The sequence below is a fragment of the Flagellimonas sp. S3867 genome (assembly GCF_014698935.1).
GTDB lineage: Bacteria > Bacteroidota > Bacteroidia > Flavobacteriales > Flavobacteriaceae > Flagellimonas.
This window is the reverse complement of record NZ_JACVMN010000002.1, coordinates 568,854-586,235: the sequence shown is the minus strand read 5'-3', so window position 1 is coordinate 586,235 and position 17,382 is coordinate 568,854. Positions and strand designations below refer to the sequence as shown.

General features: G+C 40.5%; 15 protein-coding genes. 9 read left to right on the top strand and 6 right to left on the bottom strand.

All coding sequences use genetic code 11. From position 1 onward, the window contains the following. Positions 1-9: 9 nt before the first annotated feature. The 3 genes from IAG46_RS10340 to IAG46_RS10330 form a co-directional block, all read right to left on the bottom strand. Positions 10-1,743, bottom strand: coding sequence for a SusD/RagB family nutrient-binding outer membrane lipoprotein (locus tag IAG46_RS10340; RefSeq protein WP_190810277.1), 1,734 nt, complete (start codon positions 1,741-1,743; stop codon positions 10-12). A gap of 19 nt (positions 1,744-1,762) precedes the next feature. Continuing rightward, a complete protein-coding gene (locus IAG46_RS10335) occupies positions 1,763-5,014 on the bottom strand; it encodes a SusC/RagA family TonB-linked outer membrane protein (protein ID WP_190810276.1) in 3,252 nt (1,083 codons plus the stop codon). Between the two features lie 379 nt (positions 5,015-5,393). After that, on the bottom strand, positions 5,394-6,149 hold the full coding sequence (locus IAG46_RS10330; RefSeq protein ID WP_223826648.1) for a sulfite exporter TauE/SafE family protein: 756 nt from the start codon (positions 6,147-6,149) through the stop codon (positions 5,394-5,396). A gap of 77 nt (positions 6,150-6,226) precedes the next feature. On the opposite strand from IAG46_RS10330, the gene IAG46_RS10325 reads away from it, so the two are divergent. Further along, positions 6,227-8,038, top strand: a complete 1,812-nt coding sequence (locus IAG46_RS10325; protein ID WP_190810275.1) for a sodium:solute symporter family protein — start codon at positions 6,227-6,229, stop codon at positions 8,036-8,038. A gap of 6 nt (positions 8,039-8,044) precedes the next feature. Next, complete coding sequence (locus IAG46_RS10320) at positions 8,045-9,133, top strand: acyltransferase family protein (RefSeq protein ID WP_190810274.1); 1,089 nt, start codon at positions 8,045-8,047, stop codon at positions 9,131-9,133. Positions 9,134-9,222: 89 nt separating this feature from the next. On the opposite strand, the gene IAG46_RS10315 is transcribed toward IAG46_RS10320, so the two are convergent. Together IAG46_RS10315 and IAG46_RS10310 are read right to left on the bottom strand one after the other, a co-directional pair. Then, positions 9,223-9,846 carry a hypothetical protein gene (locus tag IAG46_RS10315; protein WP_190810273.1) on the bottom strand — a complete coding sequence of 208 codons (624 nt, stop codon included), beginning with the start codon at positions 9,844-9,846 and terminating at the stop codon, positions 9,223-9,225. Between the two features lie 35 nt (positions 9,847-9,881). Next, entirely contained in the window at positions 9,882-10,469 is a 588-nt protein-coding gene (locus tag IAG46_RS10310; protein ID WP_190810272.1) for a riboflavin synthase, read from the bottom strand. Positions 10,470-10,527: 58 nt separating this feature from the next. Here IAG46_RS10310 and pdxA point away from each other — a divergent pair, with 58 nt between their 5' ends. From pdxA to IAG46_RS10275, 7 genes are all read left to right on the top strand, one after another. After that, positions 10,528-11,586, top strand: a complete 1,059-nt coding sequence (gene pdxA, locus IAG46_RS10305; protein ID WP_190810271.1) for a 4-hydroxythreonine-4-phosphate dehydrogenase PdxA — start codon at positions 10,528-10,530, stop codon at positions 11,584-11,586. A 102-nt stretch (positions 11,587-11,688) separates the two neighbouring features. Next, on the top strand, positions 11,689-12,222 hold the full coding sequence (locus tag IAG46_RS10300; protein ID WP_190810270.1) for a DUF177 domain-containing protein: 534 nt from the start codon (positions 11,689-11,691) through the stop codon (positions 12,220-12,222). A 7-nt stretch (positions 12,223-12,229) separates the two neighbouring features. Then, complete coding sequence (gene rpmF, locus IAG46_RS10295) at positions 12,230-12,430, top strand: 50S ribosomal protein L32 (protein WP_097044276.1); 201 nt, start codon at positions 12,230-12,232, stop codon at positions 12,428-12,430. 175 nt (positions 12,431-12,605) lie between these two features. Continuing rightward, positions 12,606-13,601 (top strand): beta-ketoacyl-ACP synthase III, encoded by a 996-nt coding sequence (locus IAG46_RS10290; RefSeq protein WP_190810269.1) that lies wholly within the window; start codon positions 12,606-12,608, stop codon positions 13,599-13,601. 30 nt (positions 13,602-13,631) lie between these two features. Next, positions 13,632-14,126: an acetyl-CoA carboxylase biotin carboxyl carrier protein gene (gene accB, locus IAG46_RS10285; RefSeq protein ID WP_190810268.1), complete on the top strand. Its 495-nt coding sequence runs from the start codon at positions 13,632-13,634 to the stop codon at positions 14,124-14,126. Positions 14,127-14,215: 89 nt separating this feature from the next. After that, positions 14,216-15,568, top strand: a complete 1,353-nt coding sequence (accC, locus tag IAG46_RS10280) for an acetyl-CoA carboxylase biotin carboxylase subunit (RefSeq protein ID WP_190810267.1) — start codon at positions 14,216-14,218, stop codon at positions 15,566-15,568. Between the two features lie 33 nt (positions 15,569-15,601). Beyond that, positions 15,602-16,720 (top strand): FAD-binding oxidoreductase, encoded by a 1,119-nt coding sequence (locus tag IAG46_RS10275; RefSeq protein ID WP_190810266.1) that lies wholly within the window; start codon positions 15,602-15,604, stop codon positions 16,718-16,720. Here the strand turns inward: IAG46_RS10275 and IAG46_RS10270 are convergent. Then, a complete protein-coding gene (locus IAG46_RS10270) occupies positions 16,717-17,379 on the bottom strand; it encodes an ABC transporter ATP-binding protein (RefSeq protein ID WP_190810265.1) in 663 nt (220 codons plus the stop codon). The genes IAG46_RS10275 and IAG46_RS10270 overlap by 4 nt on opposite strands. Positions 17,380-17,382 lie beyond the last annotated feature (3 nt).

Genomic DNA, 17,382 nt, shown 5'->3' with positions numbered 1-17,382 from the left:
TTTTCTTTACTAGTTTGCTCTTGGAAATGATGGCCCGGCTGGATTGTTATCCCAGAAAACCTGAACACTTACATTTGGCTTTTGTGTGATATTCGAGTTTGAAGTAACCACTCGGTTAGGATAGAACATGGATCTTGGCAAGCTGCCAGGGTCGGGCTCTCTGTTGGGTTGTAAGGTAGATGGGAATCCTGTACGTCTGTAAAAATTGTACGCCTCAATACCGTTGCCGTAATGTGCTAAGAAGTGGTTTTCTGCAAAGATGTCCCATTGGTCATCGCCAGTGGCATTTCCAAAGGCAGTAATCACACCGTTGATAAAGCTTTCAAAATCAGCATCGGCGGGTTCAAACGACAAATCTGAAACACCGTCGTTTGCCACAGAAGCACGAACCTTGGCAATTTGCTTTCTCACCCCAGCTTCTAAAAAACCTTGGGCAGTAGCTACGTCTCCAGCTATCAGGGCTAGTTCTCCTCTCCAAAAATCTACCATAAATGCGTTAAGAATTGGGGTAATTCCAACTCCACCGGCACCTTGCGAAGCTGCATTTGTCTGGCCAATAGCACTGAAACTATCATCATCAAATCGTCCACCGGCAGGATAAACGCCCCATGTGCTTCTTAAAAGACCATCAGGGGGTGTGCCTTGATTATCGCCGTGATCTCTACCCCAATAACCGTTTGTCAGAGCGCAAAAGGTAAACCCTCCATCAATATAGTGTTGAGGTGGTGTTTGTAGGGAACATCGAAGTGTTTGCTCATCTGGTGCTGCTCCATCCTGTCCCGGAACAATACTTACCTGACGATAGAAATAATACCGAATCCGTGGATCATTATTGATCTGCATTTGATTAACCAACCAATTCGAAGTATAATCCCCAGCCCCGTTGGAAACGTAGTTTAGTCCATATCTGGGGTGTCTGTTATCCGGTTGGGCCGCACTGGTTGCTGGCCAGTTAAATTCAAAATCATCTACAGAATCGGCAATATAATTCCCTGAAGCAACAATAGCGTTAAAGGCAGTAATTGCACCTGGATCAACCAAACGTGTTTGAAGGTACAGTTTCATCTTTAAGGTATTGGCAGCCTTTACCCATTTTGTATAATCATTATTGTAGTAAAAATCTACTGAAGGCGTACCTGCCGTTACGTTTGTGAAATTAACAATAGCTTGATCCAAAAGTGAAAAAGCCGCTTGGTATACTGATTCACCACTATCTAATTTAGGGTTAACAATATCAGGAGCCTGTACGGCCTCACTATAGGGAATGTCCCCAAAGAAATCTACCATGGAGGAAATTATATAAGCTTCGATAAACTGGGCAATTCCAATATGTCGGGTTAACCCTGCTTCTTCTGCTAATGGCGTCATCAATCTTATATCAAAAAGGATTCCTCTATAAGCGTTGTCCCACTCATCATCCACATCACTATCTTGATAGGTGCTTGCATAGTTTCTACTTGACATTTGCATTATCCGGGTTAGTTGCATCCCTATTGGAGACAAACCATCACCATTTTGAAAGCCACCTGTTGTAAAATTATCATTGGGATCTCCGCTTGCATCCCCATCCAATTGCCTTACAAAATCTTCTTGAATTGATACAAGAAATAAATCTGGGCTAGCCTGTTCTGGAGTTAAAAAGTTAGGGTCTTGGGTTAGGTCCAGTTCGGTGGTCTCACATGATGTCATCCCTAGAAACATTAAGGACAGCACCAGCATTGTATGTATGTTTATTTTCTTCATTTTGTTTTCTTTTTTCATCTTAGAATGTTGCTTTTACACTGAGTCCATATCTTCTTGAGCTTGGCCCATTAAGAAATTCAAATCCAAACCCGTTGCCTACTCCTGTCCCGGAGGTATTGGGATCAAAATTGGCTCCATTGGGGGTATTGATGGCGTCATACCAGAGGTTTTGACCTGAAATTGTAAAGGATAGGGCACCAAAAGGAGTGTTGTCCAAAAACTTTTTAGGCAGAGCATAGCTCAATGAGGCCTCTTGCAAACGTATTACGGTGGCATCATACACTTGTAACTCCGATGGCCCATTCAGAACGTTGCTGAAAAAATAATCCGAGTTGTTTATTTGAATATCGTTTACCTCACCATCGGGCCTTACCCCAGGCAAAACAAAAGTGTTTAAACGATCTACGGTTTCTACAATAAGTCCTCTTCCCAGCAGTGTTGATATGGTACTGGACCAGATATCGCCACCTTGGGTATAGTTCCATTGAAAGCCAAGAGTGAAGTTTTTGAATGAAAGCGTATTAATTAAGTTGGCTACCCAATCTGGATTGGGGTCTCCAATAACTCCGTTTTGAGGGTCTGTGGCATAATCACCCACAGAATCAACGACTAAATTACCGCTAGCATCCCTCAAGACTCTAGATCCAAAAATTACACCTAACGGCTCTCCTTCTATTGCCGCGTTGCCTAGGTTTCCAAATCCAGAATATACAATTTGGTCAGTGTTTTGACCGAGATCGGTAACTTCAGTTTCGTTGGCTGTAAAATTCAAATTGGAGGTCCAGGAAAATCCTCCTTCTTGTTTAGGCCTGAACCATTGGATTCCTAAATCGACCTCAACACCTTCACCTTGAATTTCACCGACATTTGTATTGGTTCTGAAGAAACCTGAAGAGGGATCCAAAGGTTGAGATACAATTAAATCTGTGGTAATTCTTTTAAATAAGGATAGGTCAAGCGTAATCCGGTTTTGCCACCATCTTGATTCTATACCCACCTCAATCTCATCTATTCTTTCAGGTTTTAAATCGGGATTACCAAGTGTGAGCGGACTTGTATTGGTTACAATATTGCTTCCAGTATTGTCTTGAAAATCTTGAGCATCAAGAATCAAACGATTGGCTACAGGAAAGTTGTCGGAATTGGCATCAGGAAAACCTGCTGAAGTACCGTAACCTGCTCTAATTTTAAGATAGTTTAGTATGTTTTCACTTTTTAAACCATCAATTGCCGTCGTAGGCACGAAAGAAAGACTTGCACTGGGATAAAAAAGCGCTCTATTTGCCCTAGCCAAATTTGAAGCCCAATCGTTTCGGCCAGCCAAGGTTAAATAAATGTACTTGTCATAATCAACTTCGACCTGACCATACGCCCCAACCAAATTTCTTTCAGCCGAGCTTTGTATTTCGTTTTGATTCAAAAAATTGAAATGTCTTAGAACTCCGAAAACTTGCTGGTTGTCACTGGCAACCCCACTTTGGTCAAAAAGCTCTCTTCTTGAGTTTACTCCTAGGTTGAAAGTTGCTCCAATTTTTTCAGTGATATCATAATCTCCGTTAATTGCAACATTATGATCCCAAATGGTATTTGTATTGTTCCAGGTTTCATAGACACCACTTGCTAAACGAGGTTGTGGAATATTCCCATTAATGCCTCCTTTATTCTGGAAATTCACATTGTTTTCACTGTAAACGTCAATACCCGCCCTATAAATAACATTTAGATTATCATTAATTTCATATTGAATGGTGGCTTGACCGAACACGCGGTTAGTTTCTTGCCTTGTACCAGCATTATTGACAGTCCATAAAGGATGTTGGATGTCATTACCGTTTCGGTAATAGACGCTTCGTCCGTCAATTGGACTTTGAAATGGAAGATTGATTAAATCAATACTTCTAGGTGTGAAGAACAAATCACCGAATACCGAGGACCCGGACCCGGTTGCACCATTACCTTGGCTCAATGCAACTGGTGGTGAAATAAATTTGGTCCTGGCAAAATTCAATGTCCCAGAAACCGTGAATTTGTTACTGAGAACTGCGCGCCCCCCAACACCTAAATTGTTTCTGTTTAAACTATTACCGGGAGTAAAGCCTTGATCTTTAAGATGTCCATAGTTAGCATTGTATGTTACTTTGCCATCATCCGATGCTCCACTTACATTGATTGAAGTATTAGCTACTGTACCTGTTCTAAAGAAATTTCCAAAACTATCATATGGCCTCCACTCATATCTAACTCCTGCAAATTCAGGAAAACCTTGTTGACCTGCGACAGAAAGCGTATAAGGATGTGGAAGAGTTCCTTGTGCGTCAAAAGCATTGCTGTTTCCCCAACCGGCTATTCCGCCTCTATCAAAACTTGGTCCCCAGTTACTAAAAAACCAACCAAAAGCTTGATCAAAACCGTTACCAAACTGGTTTTGATAATCTGGGGTTGAAGCTATCTCGTTGAAGAACAATGAGGAATTTACAGTAATCTCAGTCTTCTTTGCTCCTTGCCCTCCAGCTCCGGCTTTGGTGGTGATAAGGATTACCCCATTACGGCCCAATGAACCATAAAGCGTTGCCGCTGCCAAACCTTTAAGAACATTGACATTTTCAATGGCATTCGGGTCAAGATCTAAAAATCTGCTGGACCCATTATTTCCATTAATAAAATCTTGTCTGTCTCCCTGTCTGCCCACACTATTGGTGTCGGCATTAAATGGAACACCGTCCACAATGAACAACGGTTGGTTACTTTGACTAAAGGAATTGAATCCACGAATAATGATATTGGTTCCTGATCCTGATAGCCCACTTTGTTGGGTGATATTAACACCCGACGCCTTACCTTGCAATGCTCTACCGATGTCACCTTCGGCCCTCTGCTCCAGTTGCTCTGAACCAACTTCGGCCACGGCGTAGCCTAGAGCTTGTTTCTCCCTTTTGATACCCAGGGCAGTTACTACAACCTCTGCTAGAGCCTGCGTGTCTTCCTGCATCTGCACATTTATTGTATTTGGAACGCCTACCGTTCTTCGCTCATCGCGCTGACCGATATAACTAAAAACCAAGACTTGGCCAATGTTTGCGCTAATAGTGAAGTTGCCGTCAAAATCGGATTGAGTTCCGTTGGTAGTTCCCTCAACCACGATATTAACACCTGGCAATGGGACTCCTGTTTGGTCGGTCACAGTACCAGTAATTGTCTTTTCTTGAGATTGGGCGGATGCAAAGCAATATAGCACCAGAACCAATGCCCCGAATAGTTTCTTTACTTTCATAGAGTTAAAGTTTTGTTAGTAATTGTAAAATGAGTTAGACAATTGAGAAAGGTGGGCGGAAGAAAAGGTTCTGATAGCTAATTCAAATAACTTCTCTATAAATGAGAACAAAACTTAATTTGATTGTTCTTTACTTTAGAAGAAGTAAGGCCTCTCACCGCCCTACCTTTACAATTGCGTCGTAAAAGAATTGAAATAAACTAGCAGCATTGATTATGCCGATGGGTAGTTACAGATTATCCGACGTAAATTGACATTTACAACTATGAACAAGAAAAAAATGGAATCCGAGATTATTTGTGCTAGTTTCGGTAACCAAGGGGTGTTTCATGCAGGTTGGCACCTTTTCAAGCCATAAGCCACCTGAAAAAATAGGATGCTATTTAAAAAGAATTGCAACCGCTCCAATTGCTGTAACAATTAGAATGAATCTCTTGTAATTCCGTTCGTTGATTCTCTTTAAAATAAAAATCCCCGAAAGAAGGCCTAAAGCAAGAGCGGGCAATAACTTCAAATCGATAAGCAAAGTTTCTGCTGAAACGGTTTTCCACACAAAAACGTGAAACGGTAATTTAAATGCATTGGTTATAAGGTAAAGCCAGGCGGCGGTGCCTACAAATTCATTCTTGGGCAAACGCATGGCCAAAAAGAAAATATTGGTAAAGGCACCTGCCAAATTACCTATCATGGTGCAAATGCCCGCTACAATTCCTATTGGACCTGCAAATGCCCAATGTGTGGGAATGCTGGTAGATTTTCGTCTATCCCACCAAATCAATGTGGCGAGGCTTATAAATATGACAACGACCATACCCAACTTAAACTCTTTTTCCGGTAAATCCTTGCCAATAAATACCCCGATCAAGATTCCAGAAATCATCCATGGCAAAAACCGAAAAATATACTTCCATTGGGTATGCCGATTATAATAGAGAACAGCAACAACATCACCCACCATTAAAAGAGGCATTATCAAACCGGTGGATTCCCTGGCTCCAAAAGCCAATGCCAAAAGAGTCACATTAAATGTGGCAAGACCTTTTAGTCCTGCTTTGGATGTTCCCATTAAAAAAGCCGCTGTTGCGCCCATTATCCATGCAACAAACGTCGGTTCAGAAGTTATATATATAACCAAAGCAGGTGTTTAGCGAACAAAACGCAAAGGTATTTCAAAAAAACTTTACCTTTAGTGACTTACCAATTAATAACCAAATGGACATTCAAACTTTAGATTATTTCATAATCTTCGGATTCTTTGCAATTGTACTTTTCATAGGAATCTACGTTTCAAAAAAATCAGGAAAAAGCTCATCGGAATATTTTTTATCAGGCAGAACAATGCCGTGGTGGTTGTTGGGCCTTTCCATGGTAGCGACCACATTTTCTACAGACACACCTAACTTGGTTACCGATTTGGTGCGTACGAACGGTGTTTCGGGCAACTGGGGCTGGTGGTGTTTTTTGGTTACTGGTATGCTTACTGTATTTGTTTACGCAAAGCTTTGGAGGAAATCCAACGTAAAAACCGACCTGGAGTTTTATGAACTTCGATATGGTGGCAAAGCAGCAAGTTTTTTAAGAAAATTCAGAGCCATCTATTTAGGAGTACTTTTCAATGTGATCACAATGGCTTCCGTCACTTTGGCAGCTATTAAAATAGGTGGGGTGATGCTGGGGCTTGAGCCATGGCAGACTGTTGTAGCAGCTGGAGCAATTACAGTTGTTTTTAGTGCTCTTGGCGGATTTAAGGGGGTTGTTTATAGTGACTTCCTATTGTTTTTTGTGGCTATGGCCGGCGCCATTGGAGCGGCGTATTATTTGGTAAACCTTCCAGAAGTAGGGGGTATTCAAGCCGTCATCGAAAATGAAAACGTAAAAGATAAAATGAGCATTTTGCCAGATTTTAGTGACAAAAAGGCCTTGATAACTATGCTTATAATTCCTTTGGCGGTTCAGTGGTGGAGCTCATGGTATCCAGGAGGAGAACCCGGCGGTGGTGGATATATCGCACAACGAATGTTGGCGGCCAAAAATGAAAACCATGCAATCGGGGCTACGTTCTTTTTCAATATCATGCACTATGCATTAAGACCTTGGCCATGGATCGTGGTGGCATTGGCATCACTGGTAGTGTTTCCTGATATTGCCAGTATTTCAGCTGCATTTCCAAATGTGCCAGCGGATAAATTAGGACATGATTTGGCATACTCTGCAATGTTGACCAAATTACCCAGCGGCTTGTTAGGGGTTGTTTTAGCTTCATTGGTGGCAGCTTATATGAGTACCATTTCCACGCAATTGAACTGGGGGTCGTCCTATATAGTTTTTGATTTTTATAAACAGCAGATAAACCCTAATGCTTCAGAAAAACAGATGGTAGCTGTGGGTAGGATTTCAACAGCGGTATTAATGGTTTTAAGTGCATTTTTAGCCCTGGCTCTACAAAATGCAATGGGAGTTTTTAATCTGCTGCTTTCTTTTGGAGCGGGTACAGGACTTATCTTCATTTTACGTTGGTTTTGGTGGCGTATCAATGCTTGGAGTGAGATTACAGCAATGTTCTCTTCCGGTATCTTGGCAATTTTATTAGAAACCACTTCATTAAAAGATATTCTTTTCAACCCAGAAACTGGAGTATTTCCTGATTGGGGAGAATTACCATTTATAATGGTTGTTACTTCAATAATTTGGCTTGCGGCCACCTTTTTAACCCAGCCAGAAAGTAAAGATGTTTTGAGAAGTTTCTACAAGAAAATCCAACCTGGAGGTCCAGGCTGGGCAAAAATCATTGAAGAAGCCGAAGTTGACAATGTTGAAATCGTTAAAGGGGATGAGAAATGGAGTGTTCCTGCTGGAATTTCAGCGATGCTGCTTGGTGTTGTTCTGATATATTCTATAATGTTTGCCACGGGCTATTGGATTTATGGAGAAACCAACTTGGCAATGATATTGACCGGTGTTGCAGCTATTTCCGGATTTTTACTTATTAGAGCTTGGAATAAAATGAAGGACAATATTTTATAACACAGTATGAAACAACGGGTACAATCTGTCGATATTTTTAGGGGAGCCACCATAGTTTTAATGATTTTGGTGAACACCCCAGGAACTTGGTCCAACGTGTATGCACCCTTGCTGCACGCAAAATGGCACGGCTATACACCAACGGATTTGGTATTTCCTTTTTTCCTTTTTATAGTCGGGACATCCATTGTATTTGCCTATCAAAATAAAGAAGCAAACAAAGCAACCTATAAAAAGATATCCATTAGGGCATTAAAACTTATTGGTCTAGGACTTTTTCTTGGAGCATTTACCATTAGCTTTCCCTTTATAAAAGAGTTTGCCCAAATTCGATTTCCAGGCGTACTCCAGCGTATAGGCGTAGTGTTCTTTTTTGCAGCGATTCTTTTTTTGAATTTGGATTGGAAAAAACTAATTGTTACAACTGTTTTTCTGTTGATAGGATATTGGCTGCTTATGGCTTTTGTTCCCGTGGAAGGCATTGCATCTACGTTTGAACGCGCACCTAATAATTTGGCCAACTATCTCGATGTGCAAGTATTTGGCACTCACAATTACAAGCCAGATTATGACCCGGAGGGATTGTTGAGCACCATTCCAGCCATTGTGAGTTCAATTTTGGGGATTTTCACAGGATTGGTATTGACATCCAAACAAGAAAAAAAGACTACCATCCTATTCGGTTTAGGAGGGGCCCTATTGATCATAGGTCACCTTTGGGATTTTATCTTCCCCATCAACAAAGCGTTATGGACTAGTAGTTTTGTGTTGGTTACAGCTGGGTGGGCCAATGTGGTTTTGGCTTTGATTTATTATTTGACCGATGTAAAAGGAATAAAATTCGGAAGTATATTCCGTTATGCTGGGGCCAATGCTATTGTTGTGTACTTCCTTTCAAGTTTTATAACCAAATTATTTTATTCCATAAAGGTGGATGGAGACACCTCCCTACATGGATGGCTTTTCAATAAAATCTATGTTCATGATTTTATTTCAATGGAGTTTTCGTCATTGCTTTACGGATTGAGCGTGGTGTCTTTTTATTGCTTAATAGCCTATGTGTTGTATAAAAAGAAGATCTTTATTAAGGTCTGATCTGATGTAGCATGGAGACATTGGACAACTTTGTTTTTAACAACAAGAACAAGAAGGGGTAATAACAATGGATTGCGCTAGAAAATTTATTAGCTGTTAAATTTCTTTATTATTTTTTCTACACGCTTTCTTTTTGTCTCTTTCTCAATATCACCCAACCTTGATGTGAGCGATTTAACAAAACGCGTTTTATTCTGGTCGTTAATTATAGGTATTGCTCTTTCGGCATACATTGGTAGTTGATTTGTTGGGCTTTTTAGAAGCTGTTCTATCAACAGAGGAAAAGTATTTTCTGCATAATCTTTTAGGGAACAAAGTGCTATTAAAATATTAATAGCATGATCTTTAGTGATAACAGAACCTTTGTCCGCTGCTGAAAGAATGGTAGGGAGCGAGGTATAAATTTCTTTTGGTCGTTCCCGTGCAATTGTTCCAAGTGCTGTCATGGCTCCCCATTGCAGTCTATTGTTTTTGCTGGATAATAGAGCAATAAACTCATTGATATAGTTAGAAATAAGGTTGGGTGCCTGTTCACCTATTTCATAAAGCACTTTGATACAATCATTTTGAATGGCTTTTTTACTGGAAAGATTTTCAATCAATACGTTGATTGCTTCCTGGTCTTGTGACAATACAATTTCCTTGGCCAACTTCTGATTGGGCGCTTCATCTCTTCGTTCAAGGGAAGATGCCAATTTATCAATAACACTCATTGTCAATTTCAAGTTTCTTTGATGATTATTAACTATTATCTAATTTCTATCAACCTAGACACATACTTCCCGATTACATCAAACTCCAAGTTTACTTTAGTTCCTACTTTGTAGGAATGAAACCGGGTATGCTCATGGGTATAGGGGATAATGGCCACACTGAAACTATCTTTTTTCGAGTTGACAACAGTTAAGCTAACCCCATCCACAGTAATGGACCCTTTTTCTATGGTGACATTGTTTAAGGTAGAGTCATATGCAAAACCATAGATCCAGCTACCATCCTTTTCCTCAATTGAAATGCAGTTTGCGGTTTGATCCACGTGTCCTTGAACAATATGCCCATCCAATCGCGCCCCCAGTTTCATGGCGCGTTCCAGATTTAAGGAATCCCCAACAACTAAATCACCCAAATTGGTTTTGTTAAGTGTCTCTTCTATGGCGGTCACTGTGTAAGCATCATCATCCATAGAAACAACGGTTAGGCATACCCCATTGTGGGCAACACTTTGGTCAATTTTTAATTCGGGTGTGATTTCAGAAGCTATGGTCAAGTGCAAATTTCCTCCATCATTTTCAAGCTTCTTCACCTTTCCTAATGTCTCTATGATACCTGTAAACATGAATCTTTTTAATTAAGTAGTTTTGTAGTGTAAATGTAGCCATATCGGCATTGATTATATGAAGGAAAAAGGAAAAATTAAACTGGGAATCTCCATTGGTGATCTCAATGGAATTGGATGCGAGGTGGCATTAAAAACTTTTGAGGACACGAGGATGTTGGATTTTTGCACTCCTGTAATTTTTGCATCCAACAAGACCATATCGCAACAAAAATCGGATTTGGGGATAAACATTTCATTCAACGGTGTCCGAGACGCATCCCAAGCCATTGATGGAAAAATCAATGTTATAAATGTTTGGAAAGACGCCCCAAAGATAGAATATGGCCAGGCCACAGAAGAAGGAGGGAAATATGCCATTGAATCGCTACGTGCAGCAGTCACTGCGTTAAAGAACAACAAGATTGATATCTTGGTAACAGCCCCCATCAATAAAAATAATATCCAATCAGAGGACTTTAATTTCCCTGGGCATACCGATTTTCTTGCCCAAGAGTTAAAGGGTGAAAGCCTTATGTTCATGGTTGCCGGTAGTTTAAGAGTCGGCTTGCTTACAGATCACATCGCGGTTAAAGATGTAGCCGAGGCAATAACCCCAAAACTAATCCGAGACAAAGTCGAGACCATGGAAAATTCCTTAAAAATGGATTTCGGCATCCGACGACCAAAAATTGCACTGCTGGGCATAAATCCCCACAGCGGGGATAATGGCACTATTGGGGAAGAAGATGATAAAATTCTAAAGCCAGCCATACAAGAATTGTTCAACAATGGTATTTTGGCCTATGGCCCATATTCTGCTGACAGTTTTTTCGGCTCCAATTCCCATCAGAATTTTGATGCCATTCTAGCAGCATACCATGACCAAGGCCTTATTCCGTTCAAAACACTTTCCTTTGGAAAAGGAGTGAATTATACCGCTGGACTAGATAAGGTTCGCACCTCTCCCGATCATGGAACTGCATATGAAATTGCAGGAAAAGGCCAAGCAGATATGGGCTCGTTCAAGGAAGCGGTATTTGCGGCAATACAGATTTTTAGGAACAGGGAGGATTATACTGATCTGAATAAAAATCCATTGCAAAAGCAAAAGATAAAAAAGCAAGTTAAAAGTTAGAGAGTGGAGTTTAGATTTATTGAAATTGAATTGGAGTTTTCTAAATAAGTAGTATCTTTGCCCGCGCCTTTAGAGGCTGGTACACAAACCTTAAGTGTAGAAATGATGAAGCTGAAGAATTTTTTTATTCCGTTTACGGGACTAAAATTGGGGAAGCACAAGTTTGAGTATCAAGTAGACAATACGTTCTTTGAATCTTTTGAATACCAAGAATTTAATGCTACTTCAATAAATGCCACCACCATATTGGAAAAATTAAACAATATGATGGAGTTGGATATTGAAGCTAGCGGAACGGTTAATGTAGATTGTGACTTGACAGGTGAACCTTTTGATCAGCCTGTTAGCGCGAAACTGCATCTTGTCGTTAAGTTTGGGGAAGAGTACAATGATGAGAATGATGAAATTTTAATCATTCCCCATAGCGAGTACCAAATAAACATTGCACAGTACATTTATGAAATGTTGGTACTTTCCGTCCCTCAGAAAAGAGTGCACCCCGGGGTGTTGGACGGAACGTTGAAATCAGAAATCTTGGAAAAGCTGGAAGAATTACAGCCAAAAGAAAGCAAAGAACAAACAGAAGGCACAGATCCCAGATGGGACGATTTAAAAAAGTTACTAACGGACAAATAGGTTTATAATGGCACATCCTAAAAGAAAAATATCTAAAACCAGAAGGGACAAAAGAAGAACCCACTACAAGGCAACAGCACCCACCATTGCCAAAGATTCTGTAACAGGAGAAATGCACCTGTTCCACAGAGCGCATTGGCATGAAGGAAAACTGTACTACAGAGGACAAGTTTTGATTGACAAGACAGAGGAAGAAACTGCTGCCTAGTTTAATACACTTTAAATAATATATTGACTCCCGTTTTTTAACCAACGGGAGTTTTTTTATGGAATCAGGTGAATTTCAAAAACAAGCCAATTTTTGGTCAGAAGTCATATAAAATGACTAATTTTCACCGCTTTTGCGTCAAATAAGGGCGTTTTTGACAAAAAAAGACACTAATATGAAAAAAACAACAGCAGCCATTACAGCTGTGGGAGGTTATGTTCCCGACTTCGTTTTATCCAACAAAGTGTTGGAGACTATGGTGGACACCAATGACGAATGGATCACTACAAGAACAGGAATAAAAGAGCGTAGGATTCTTAAGGGAGAAAACAAAGGAACTTCATATTTGGCCATTAAAGCCGCAGAAGATTTAATACAGAAAAGAGGGGTAGATCCAGCCGAAATTGATTTGGTTTTGGTGGCTACGGCCACGCCAGACCTACCTGTTGCCGCCACCGCAGCTTTTGTTGCTTCGGAGATTGGCGCTGTCAACGCATTTTCATATGATCTGCAAGCAGCATGTTCAAGTTTTTTATATGGAATGTCTACCGCTTCCAGTTATATTGAATCGGGGAGATATAAAAAAGTGCTGTTGATTGGCGCTGATAAGATGTCTTCCATAATTGATTATACCGATCGGACTACCTGCATCATTTTTGGAGACGGAGCAGGCGCTGTTCTTTTTGAACCGAATGAAGAAGGATTAGGGCTCCAAGATGAGCACTTAAGAACAGATGGTGTTGGCCGCCAGTTTTTGAAAATTGAGGCCGGAGGTTCCATTTTACCAGCATCTGAAGAAACAGTAAAAAATAAGCAACACTTTGTGTTTCAAGATGGAAAATCCGTGTTCAAGTTTGCGGTATCCAACATGGCAGATGTTTCTGCTTTGATCATGGAACGCAATGGCTTGACCCATGAAGATGTACATTGGTTGGTGCCTCACCAAGCAAACAAACGAATTATCGATGCTACGGCCAGAAGAATGGGTCTGGACAATGACAAAGTGATGATGAATATTCACAAATACGGAAACACCACCTCGGCGACCTTACCATTATTGCTCAACGATTATGAAAAGCAATTGAATAAAGGTGACAATCTTATTTTTGCAGCTTTTGGAGGAGGCTTTACCTGGGGGTCCATTTATTTAAAATGGGCATATAATTCTTAAATTAACAACTAACTGACTAAATCATATTCCATGGACATTAAGGAAATTCAAAGTTTGATCAAGTTTGTCGCCAAATCTGGCGCTAGCGAGGTAAAGCTGGAAATGGAGGACATTAAAATAACGATACGCACCGGAAGTGCACCCTCAACACCAGAAACTACCATTGTACAACAAATTCCTATGGCGCAAGCACCAGCAGTTCCGGTTGCCCAGGCCCCTGCAGCTGTTGAATCAGCAGCTCCAGGCAAAGAAGAAAGTTCTGCAAGTACAGCAGACGACTCAAAATATATTACCATTAAATCCCCAATAATAGGAACCTTCTACAGAAAACCTTCTCCGGATAAACCGGTATTTGTTGAGGTGGGAAGTACCATAAATCCTGGAGATGTCCTTTGCGTAATTGAGGCAATGAAACTTTTCAATGATATTGAATCCGAGGTTGCTGGTAAAATCGTAAAGGTATTGGTTGATGACTCCTCTCCGGTAGAATTTGACCAACCCTTGTTTTTGGTAGACCCATCTTAATTTTAAGTTTAGAAGTTTAGAATGTCTAAAGTTTAGAAGAAGTTTTTTAAACGATAAATTACTAAACCATAAACTCTTAAACTAAAAGCATGTTTAAAAAAATATTGATTGCAAATAGGGGAGAGATTGCACTTCGAATCATTCGGACCTGTAAAGAAATGGGTATCAAAACCGTGGCTGTGTATTCCAAAGCCGATGAAGAAAGTCTTCATGTCCGTTTTGCAGACGAAGCAGTATGCATTGGACCCGCACCAAGTCATGAATCCTATTTGAAAATACCAAATATTATTGCCGCGGCAGAAATCACAAATGCTGACGGCATTCACCCCGGATATGGATTTCTTTCAGAAAACTCCAAGTTTTCTAAGATTTGTAAAGAACACGATATCAAGTTTATAGGTGCCTCTGGTGAGCAGATTGACAGAATGGGAGATAAGGCCACGGCCAAGGAAACCATGAAAAAAGCTGGAGTACCTACCATCCCTGGATCAGAAGGTTTGCTCAAAGATGTAGCAGAAGCAAAGAAAATAGCCAAGAAAATGGGTTATCCTGTTATGATCAAGGCTACCGCAGGAGGCGGGGGAAAAGGCATGCGTGCGGTTTGGTCAGAAGATGAAATGGAAGGCCATTATGAAAGTGCGGTACAAGAAGCGACCGCTGCTTTTGGAAATGGCGGAATGTACATGGAAAAATTGATTGAGGAGCCCCGTCATATTGAAATCCAAATTGTTGGAGATCAATATGGAAAGGCTTGCCACTTATCAGAAAGAGACTGTTCCGTTCAGCGTAGACACCAAAAGCTAACGGAAGAAACACCTTCCCCATTTATGACCGACAAGTTGCGTGAAGAAATGGGAAAAGCAGCAGTAAAGGCAGCAGAATTCATTAAGTATGAAGGAGCGGGAACCGTGGAATTTTTGGTGGACAAACACCGAAATTTCTATTTCATGGAGATGAACACCCGTATTCAGGTTGAGCACCCCATTACCGAACAAGTTGTTGATTACGATTTGATTCGTGAGCAGATTTTGGTAGCGGCTGGAGTTCCAATTTCAGGAAAAAATTATTTCCCCAAGCTGCATTCCATTGAGTGTAGAATCAATGCGGAGGACCCTTACAACGACTTTAGACCCTCGCCGGGTGTCATTACAACGCTTCATACTCCTGGAGGACATGGAATTCGTTTGGATACGCACGTTTATAGCGGGTACAAAATTCCACCGAACTATGATTCTATGATTGCCAAGTTGATCACCACTGCCCAAACAAGGGAAGAGGCCATCAACAAAATGCGAAGAGCCTTGGACGAATTCGTGATAGAAGGGGTAAAAACAACGATACCATTTCATAGACAATTAATGGAACATCCAGACTATTTAGCTGGAAATTATACCACCAAGTTTATGGAAGATTTTGAAATAGATCCAAAATACCAAGATTAAATTAACCCCGATGAAAGTCGGGGTTTTTGTTTTATGGAACTAAGCTATTGGGAATACAAGACTTGGTTGTCCGATGTGGACTTTACTGTTGTTGGAAGCGGTATTGTTGGCCTAAACTGCGCTTTACAGCTAAAGGAAAAGTACCCCAAAAGCAAAGTTTTGGTACTCGAAAAAGGCGTGTTACCCCAAGGTGCCAGCACTAAAAATGCTGGATTTGCTTGTTTTGGAAGTATTTCAGAGTTATTGTCAGATCTTGAAGATCATACGGAGGAAGAGGTGTTTGAGCTTGTGAGAAAACGGTGGAACGGAATTCAACTTTCGCGCCAACTTCTAGGCGATAAATCTATAGGTTTTGAACAGTATGGCGGACATGAACTTTTTCTTATAAGCAATAGAGAATTGTATGAGCGCTGTCTTAATGGAATAGATAGGCTTAATCAAATGTTGACTCCAATCTTTGGAGAAAATCCATTTCAAAAAACAGCGAATAGCTTTGGCTTTGAAAATATCTTTGACAATTATATAACCCATACGCTTGAAGGTCAGCTTAACACGGGTATGCTCATGGATGCTCTGCTTCAGAAAGCACTAAAACAGGGTGTTCGTATCTTAAATACAGTTGAGGTAATAGAGTTTAATGATTCAAACGGCAGCGTATCCATTCAAACTGATGCTTTTTCCTTTAAGAGTAAAAAAGCATTTGTGGCCACCAACGGATTTGCTTCAAAATTGCTTAAAAAAGAAACGGTTCTTCCCGCAAGAGCTCAAGTGTTAGTGACCAAACCCATAAAAAATCTGAAAATAAAAGGCACTTTCCATCTCGATGAAGGTTACTACTATTTCCGAAATATTGATGATCGTATTTTGTTTGGTGGCGGTCGAAACCTTGATTTTAAAGCCGAGGAAACCACAAAATTTGGTCGCACATCAATTGTCCAAAACAAACTGGAACAGCTACTTGAAACCGTAATTTTACCAAACCAACAGGTTGAAATAGACCATCGATGGAGCGGAATCATGGGTGTTGGCCACCAAAAAACACCCATTGTTAAACCGGTTTCCAACAATGTGTATTGTGGAGTTCGATTGGGGGGTATGGGTGTTGCCTTGGGCAGTTTAATAGGTAAAGAACTGGCAGAACTAGCAGACTAAATCATTCTTCCATCCAATAGATTGATAATTCTAGAACCGTGCGAAGCATTTTTTTCGGAATGTGTTACTTGAATAATGGTCACACCTTCATCGTTAAGCTGTTTAAACAAGCCCATAATTTCTTCACCCTGAGCCGAATTTAAATTTCCCGTAGGTTCATCGGCCAAAATTAACTTGGGGTTGGAAATCAAAGCCCTAGCGATACCAACAAGTTGCTGTTGTCCTCCACTTAGTTGAGCTGGGAAGAGATCCTTTTTCCCCACTATATTGAATCTGTCGAGCATATCTGCGACCATAGCTTTTCTTTCAGACCCCTTAAATTTTTTATAGAGCAAGGGCATTTCCAGATTTTCCTTTACAGTAAGTTCATCCAATAAATGATACGATTGAAACACAAAACCTATATATTCTTTATACAAATTTGCTCTATGTTTCTCCTTAATTGAATGGACAGATTCATCCAAAAAATGATATTCTCCTTCATCAAACCCATCCAGCATTCCTATTACATTTAGCAGCGTAGATTTTCCAGAACCCGAAGGTCCCATAACGGAGATAAATTCTCCTTCCTCAACGGTTAAGGAAATATCTTTCAGTAAAAAAATACGTTGGCCACCCGAGTTAACCCATTTGAAAATATTATTTAATTGTAGTAGCATTAT

Coding starts and splice junctions, on each gene's coding strand:
- pdxA (WP_190810271.1), top strand. CDS start 10,528: ATGAAGGAAAAAGGAAAAATTAAACTGGGAATCTCCATTGGTGATCTC.
- IAG46_RS10310 (WP_190810272.1), bottom strand. CDS start 10,469: ATGTTTACAGGTATCATAGAGACATTAGGAAAGGTGAAGAAGCTTGAA.
- IAG46_RS10340 (WP_190810277.1), bottom strand. CDS start 1,743: ATGAAGAAAATAAACATACATACAATGCTGGTGCTGTCCTTAATGTTT.
- rpmF (WP_097044276.1), top strand. CDS start 12,230: ATGGCACATCCTAAAAGAAAAATATCTAAAACCAGAAGGGACAAAAGA.
- IAG46_RS10320 (WP_190810274.1), top strand. CDS start 8,045: ATGAAACAACGGGTACAATCTGTCGATATTTTTAGGGGAGCCACCATA.
- IAG46_RS10300 (WP_190810270.1), top strand. CDS start 11,689: ATGATGAAGCTGAAGAATTTTTTTATTCCGTTTACGGGACTAAAATTG.
- IAG46_RS10275 (WP_190810266.1), top strand. CDS start 15,602: ATGGAACTAAGCTATTGGGAATACAAGACTTGGTTGTCCGATGTGGAC.
- IAG46_RS10325 (WP_190810275.1), top strand. CDS start 6,227: ATGGACATTCAAACTTTAGATTATTTCATAATCTTCGGATTCTTTGCA.
- IAG46_RS10270 (WP_190810265.1), bottom strand. CDS start 17,379: ATGCTACTACAATTAAATAATATTTTCAAATGGGTTAACTCGGGTGGC.
- accB (WP_190810268.1), top strand. CDS start 13,632: ATGGACATTAAGGAAATTCAAAGTTTGATCAAGTTTGTCGCCAAATCT.
- IAG46_RS10290 (WP_190810269.1), top strand. CDS start 12,606: ATGAAAAAAACAACAGCAGCCATTACAGCTGTGGGAGGTTATGTTCCC.
- IAG46_RS10335 (WP_190810276.1), bottom strand. CDS start 5,014: ATGAAAGTAAAGAAACTATTCGGGGCATTGGTTCTGGTGCTATATTGC.
- IAG46_RS10315 (WP_190810273.1), bottom strand. CDS start 9,846: ATGAGTGTTATTGATAAATTGGCATCTTCCCTTGAACGAAGAGATGAA.
- accC (WP_190810267.1), top strand. CDS start 14,216: ATGTTTAAAAAAATATTGATTGCAAATAGGGGAGAGATTGCACTTCGA.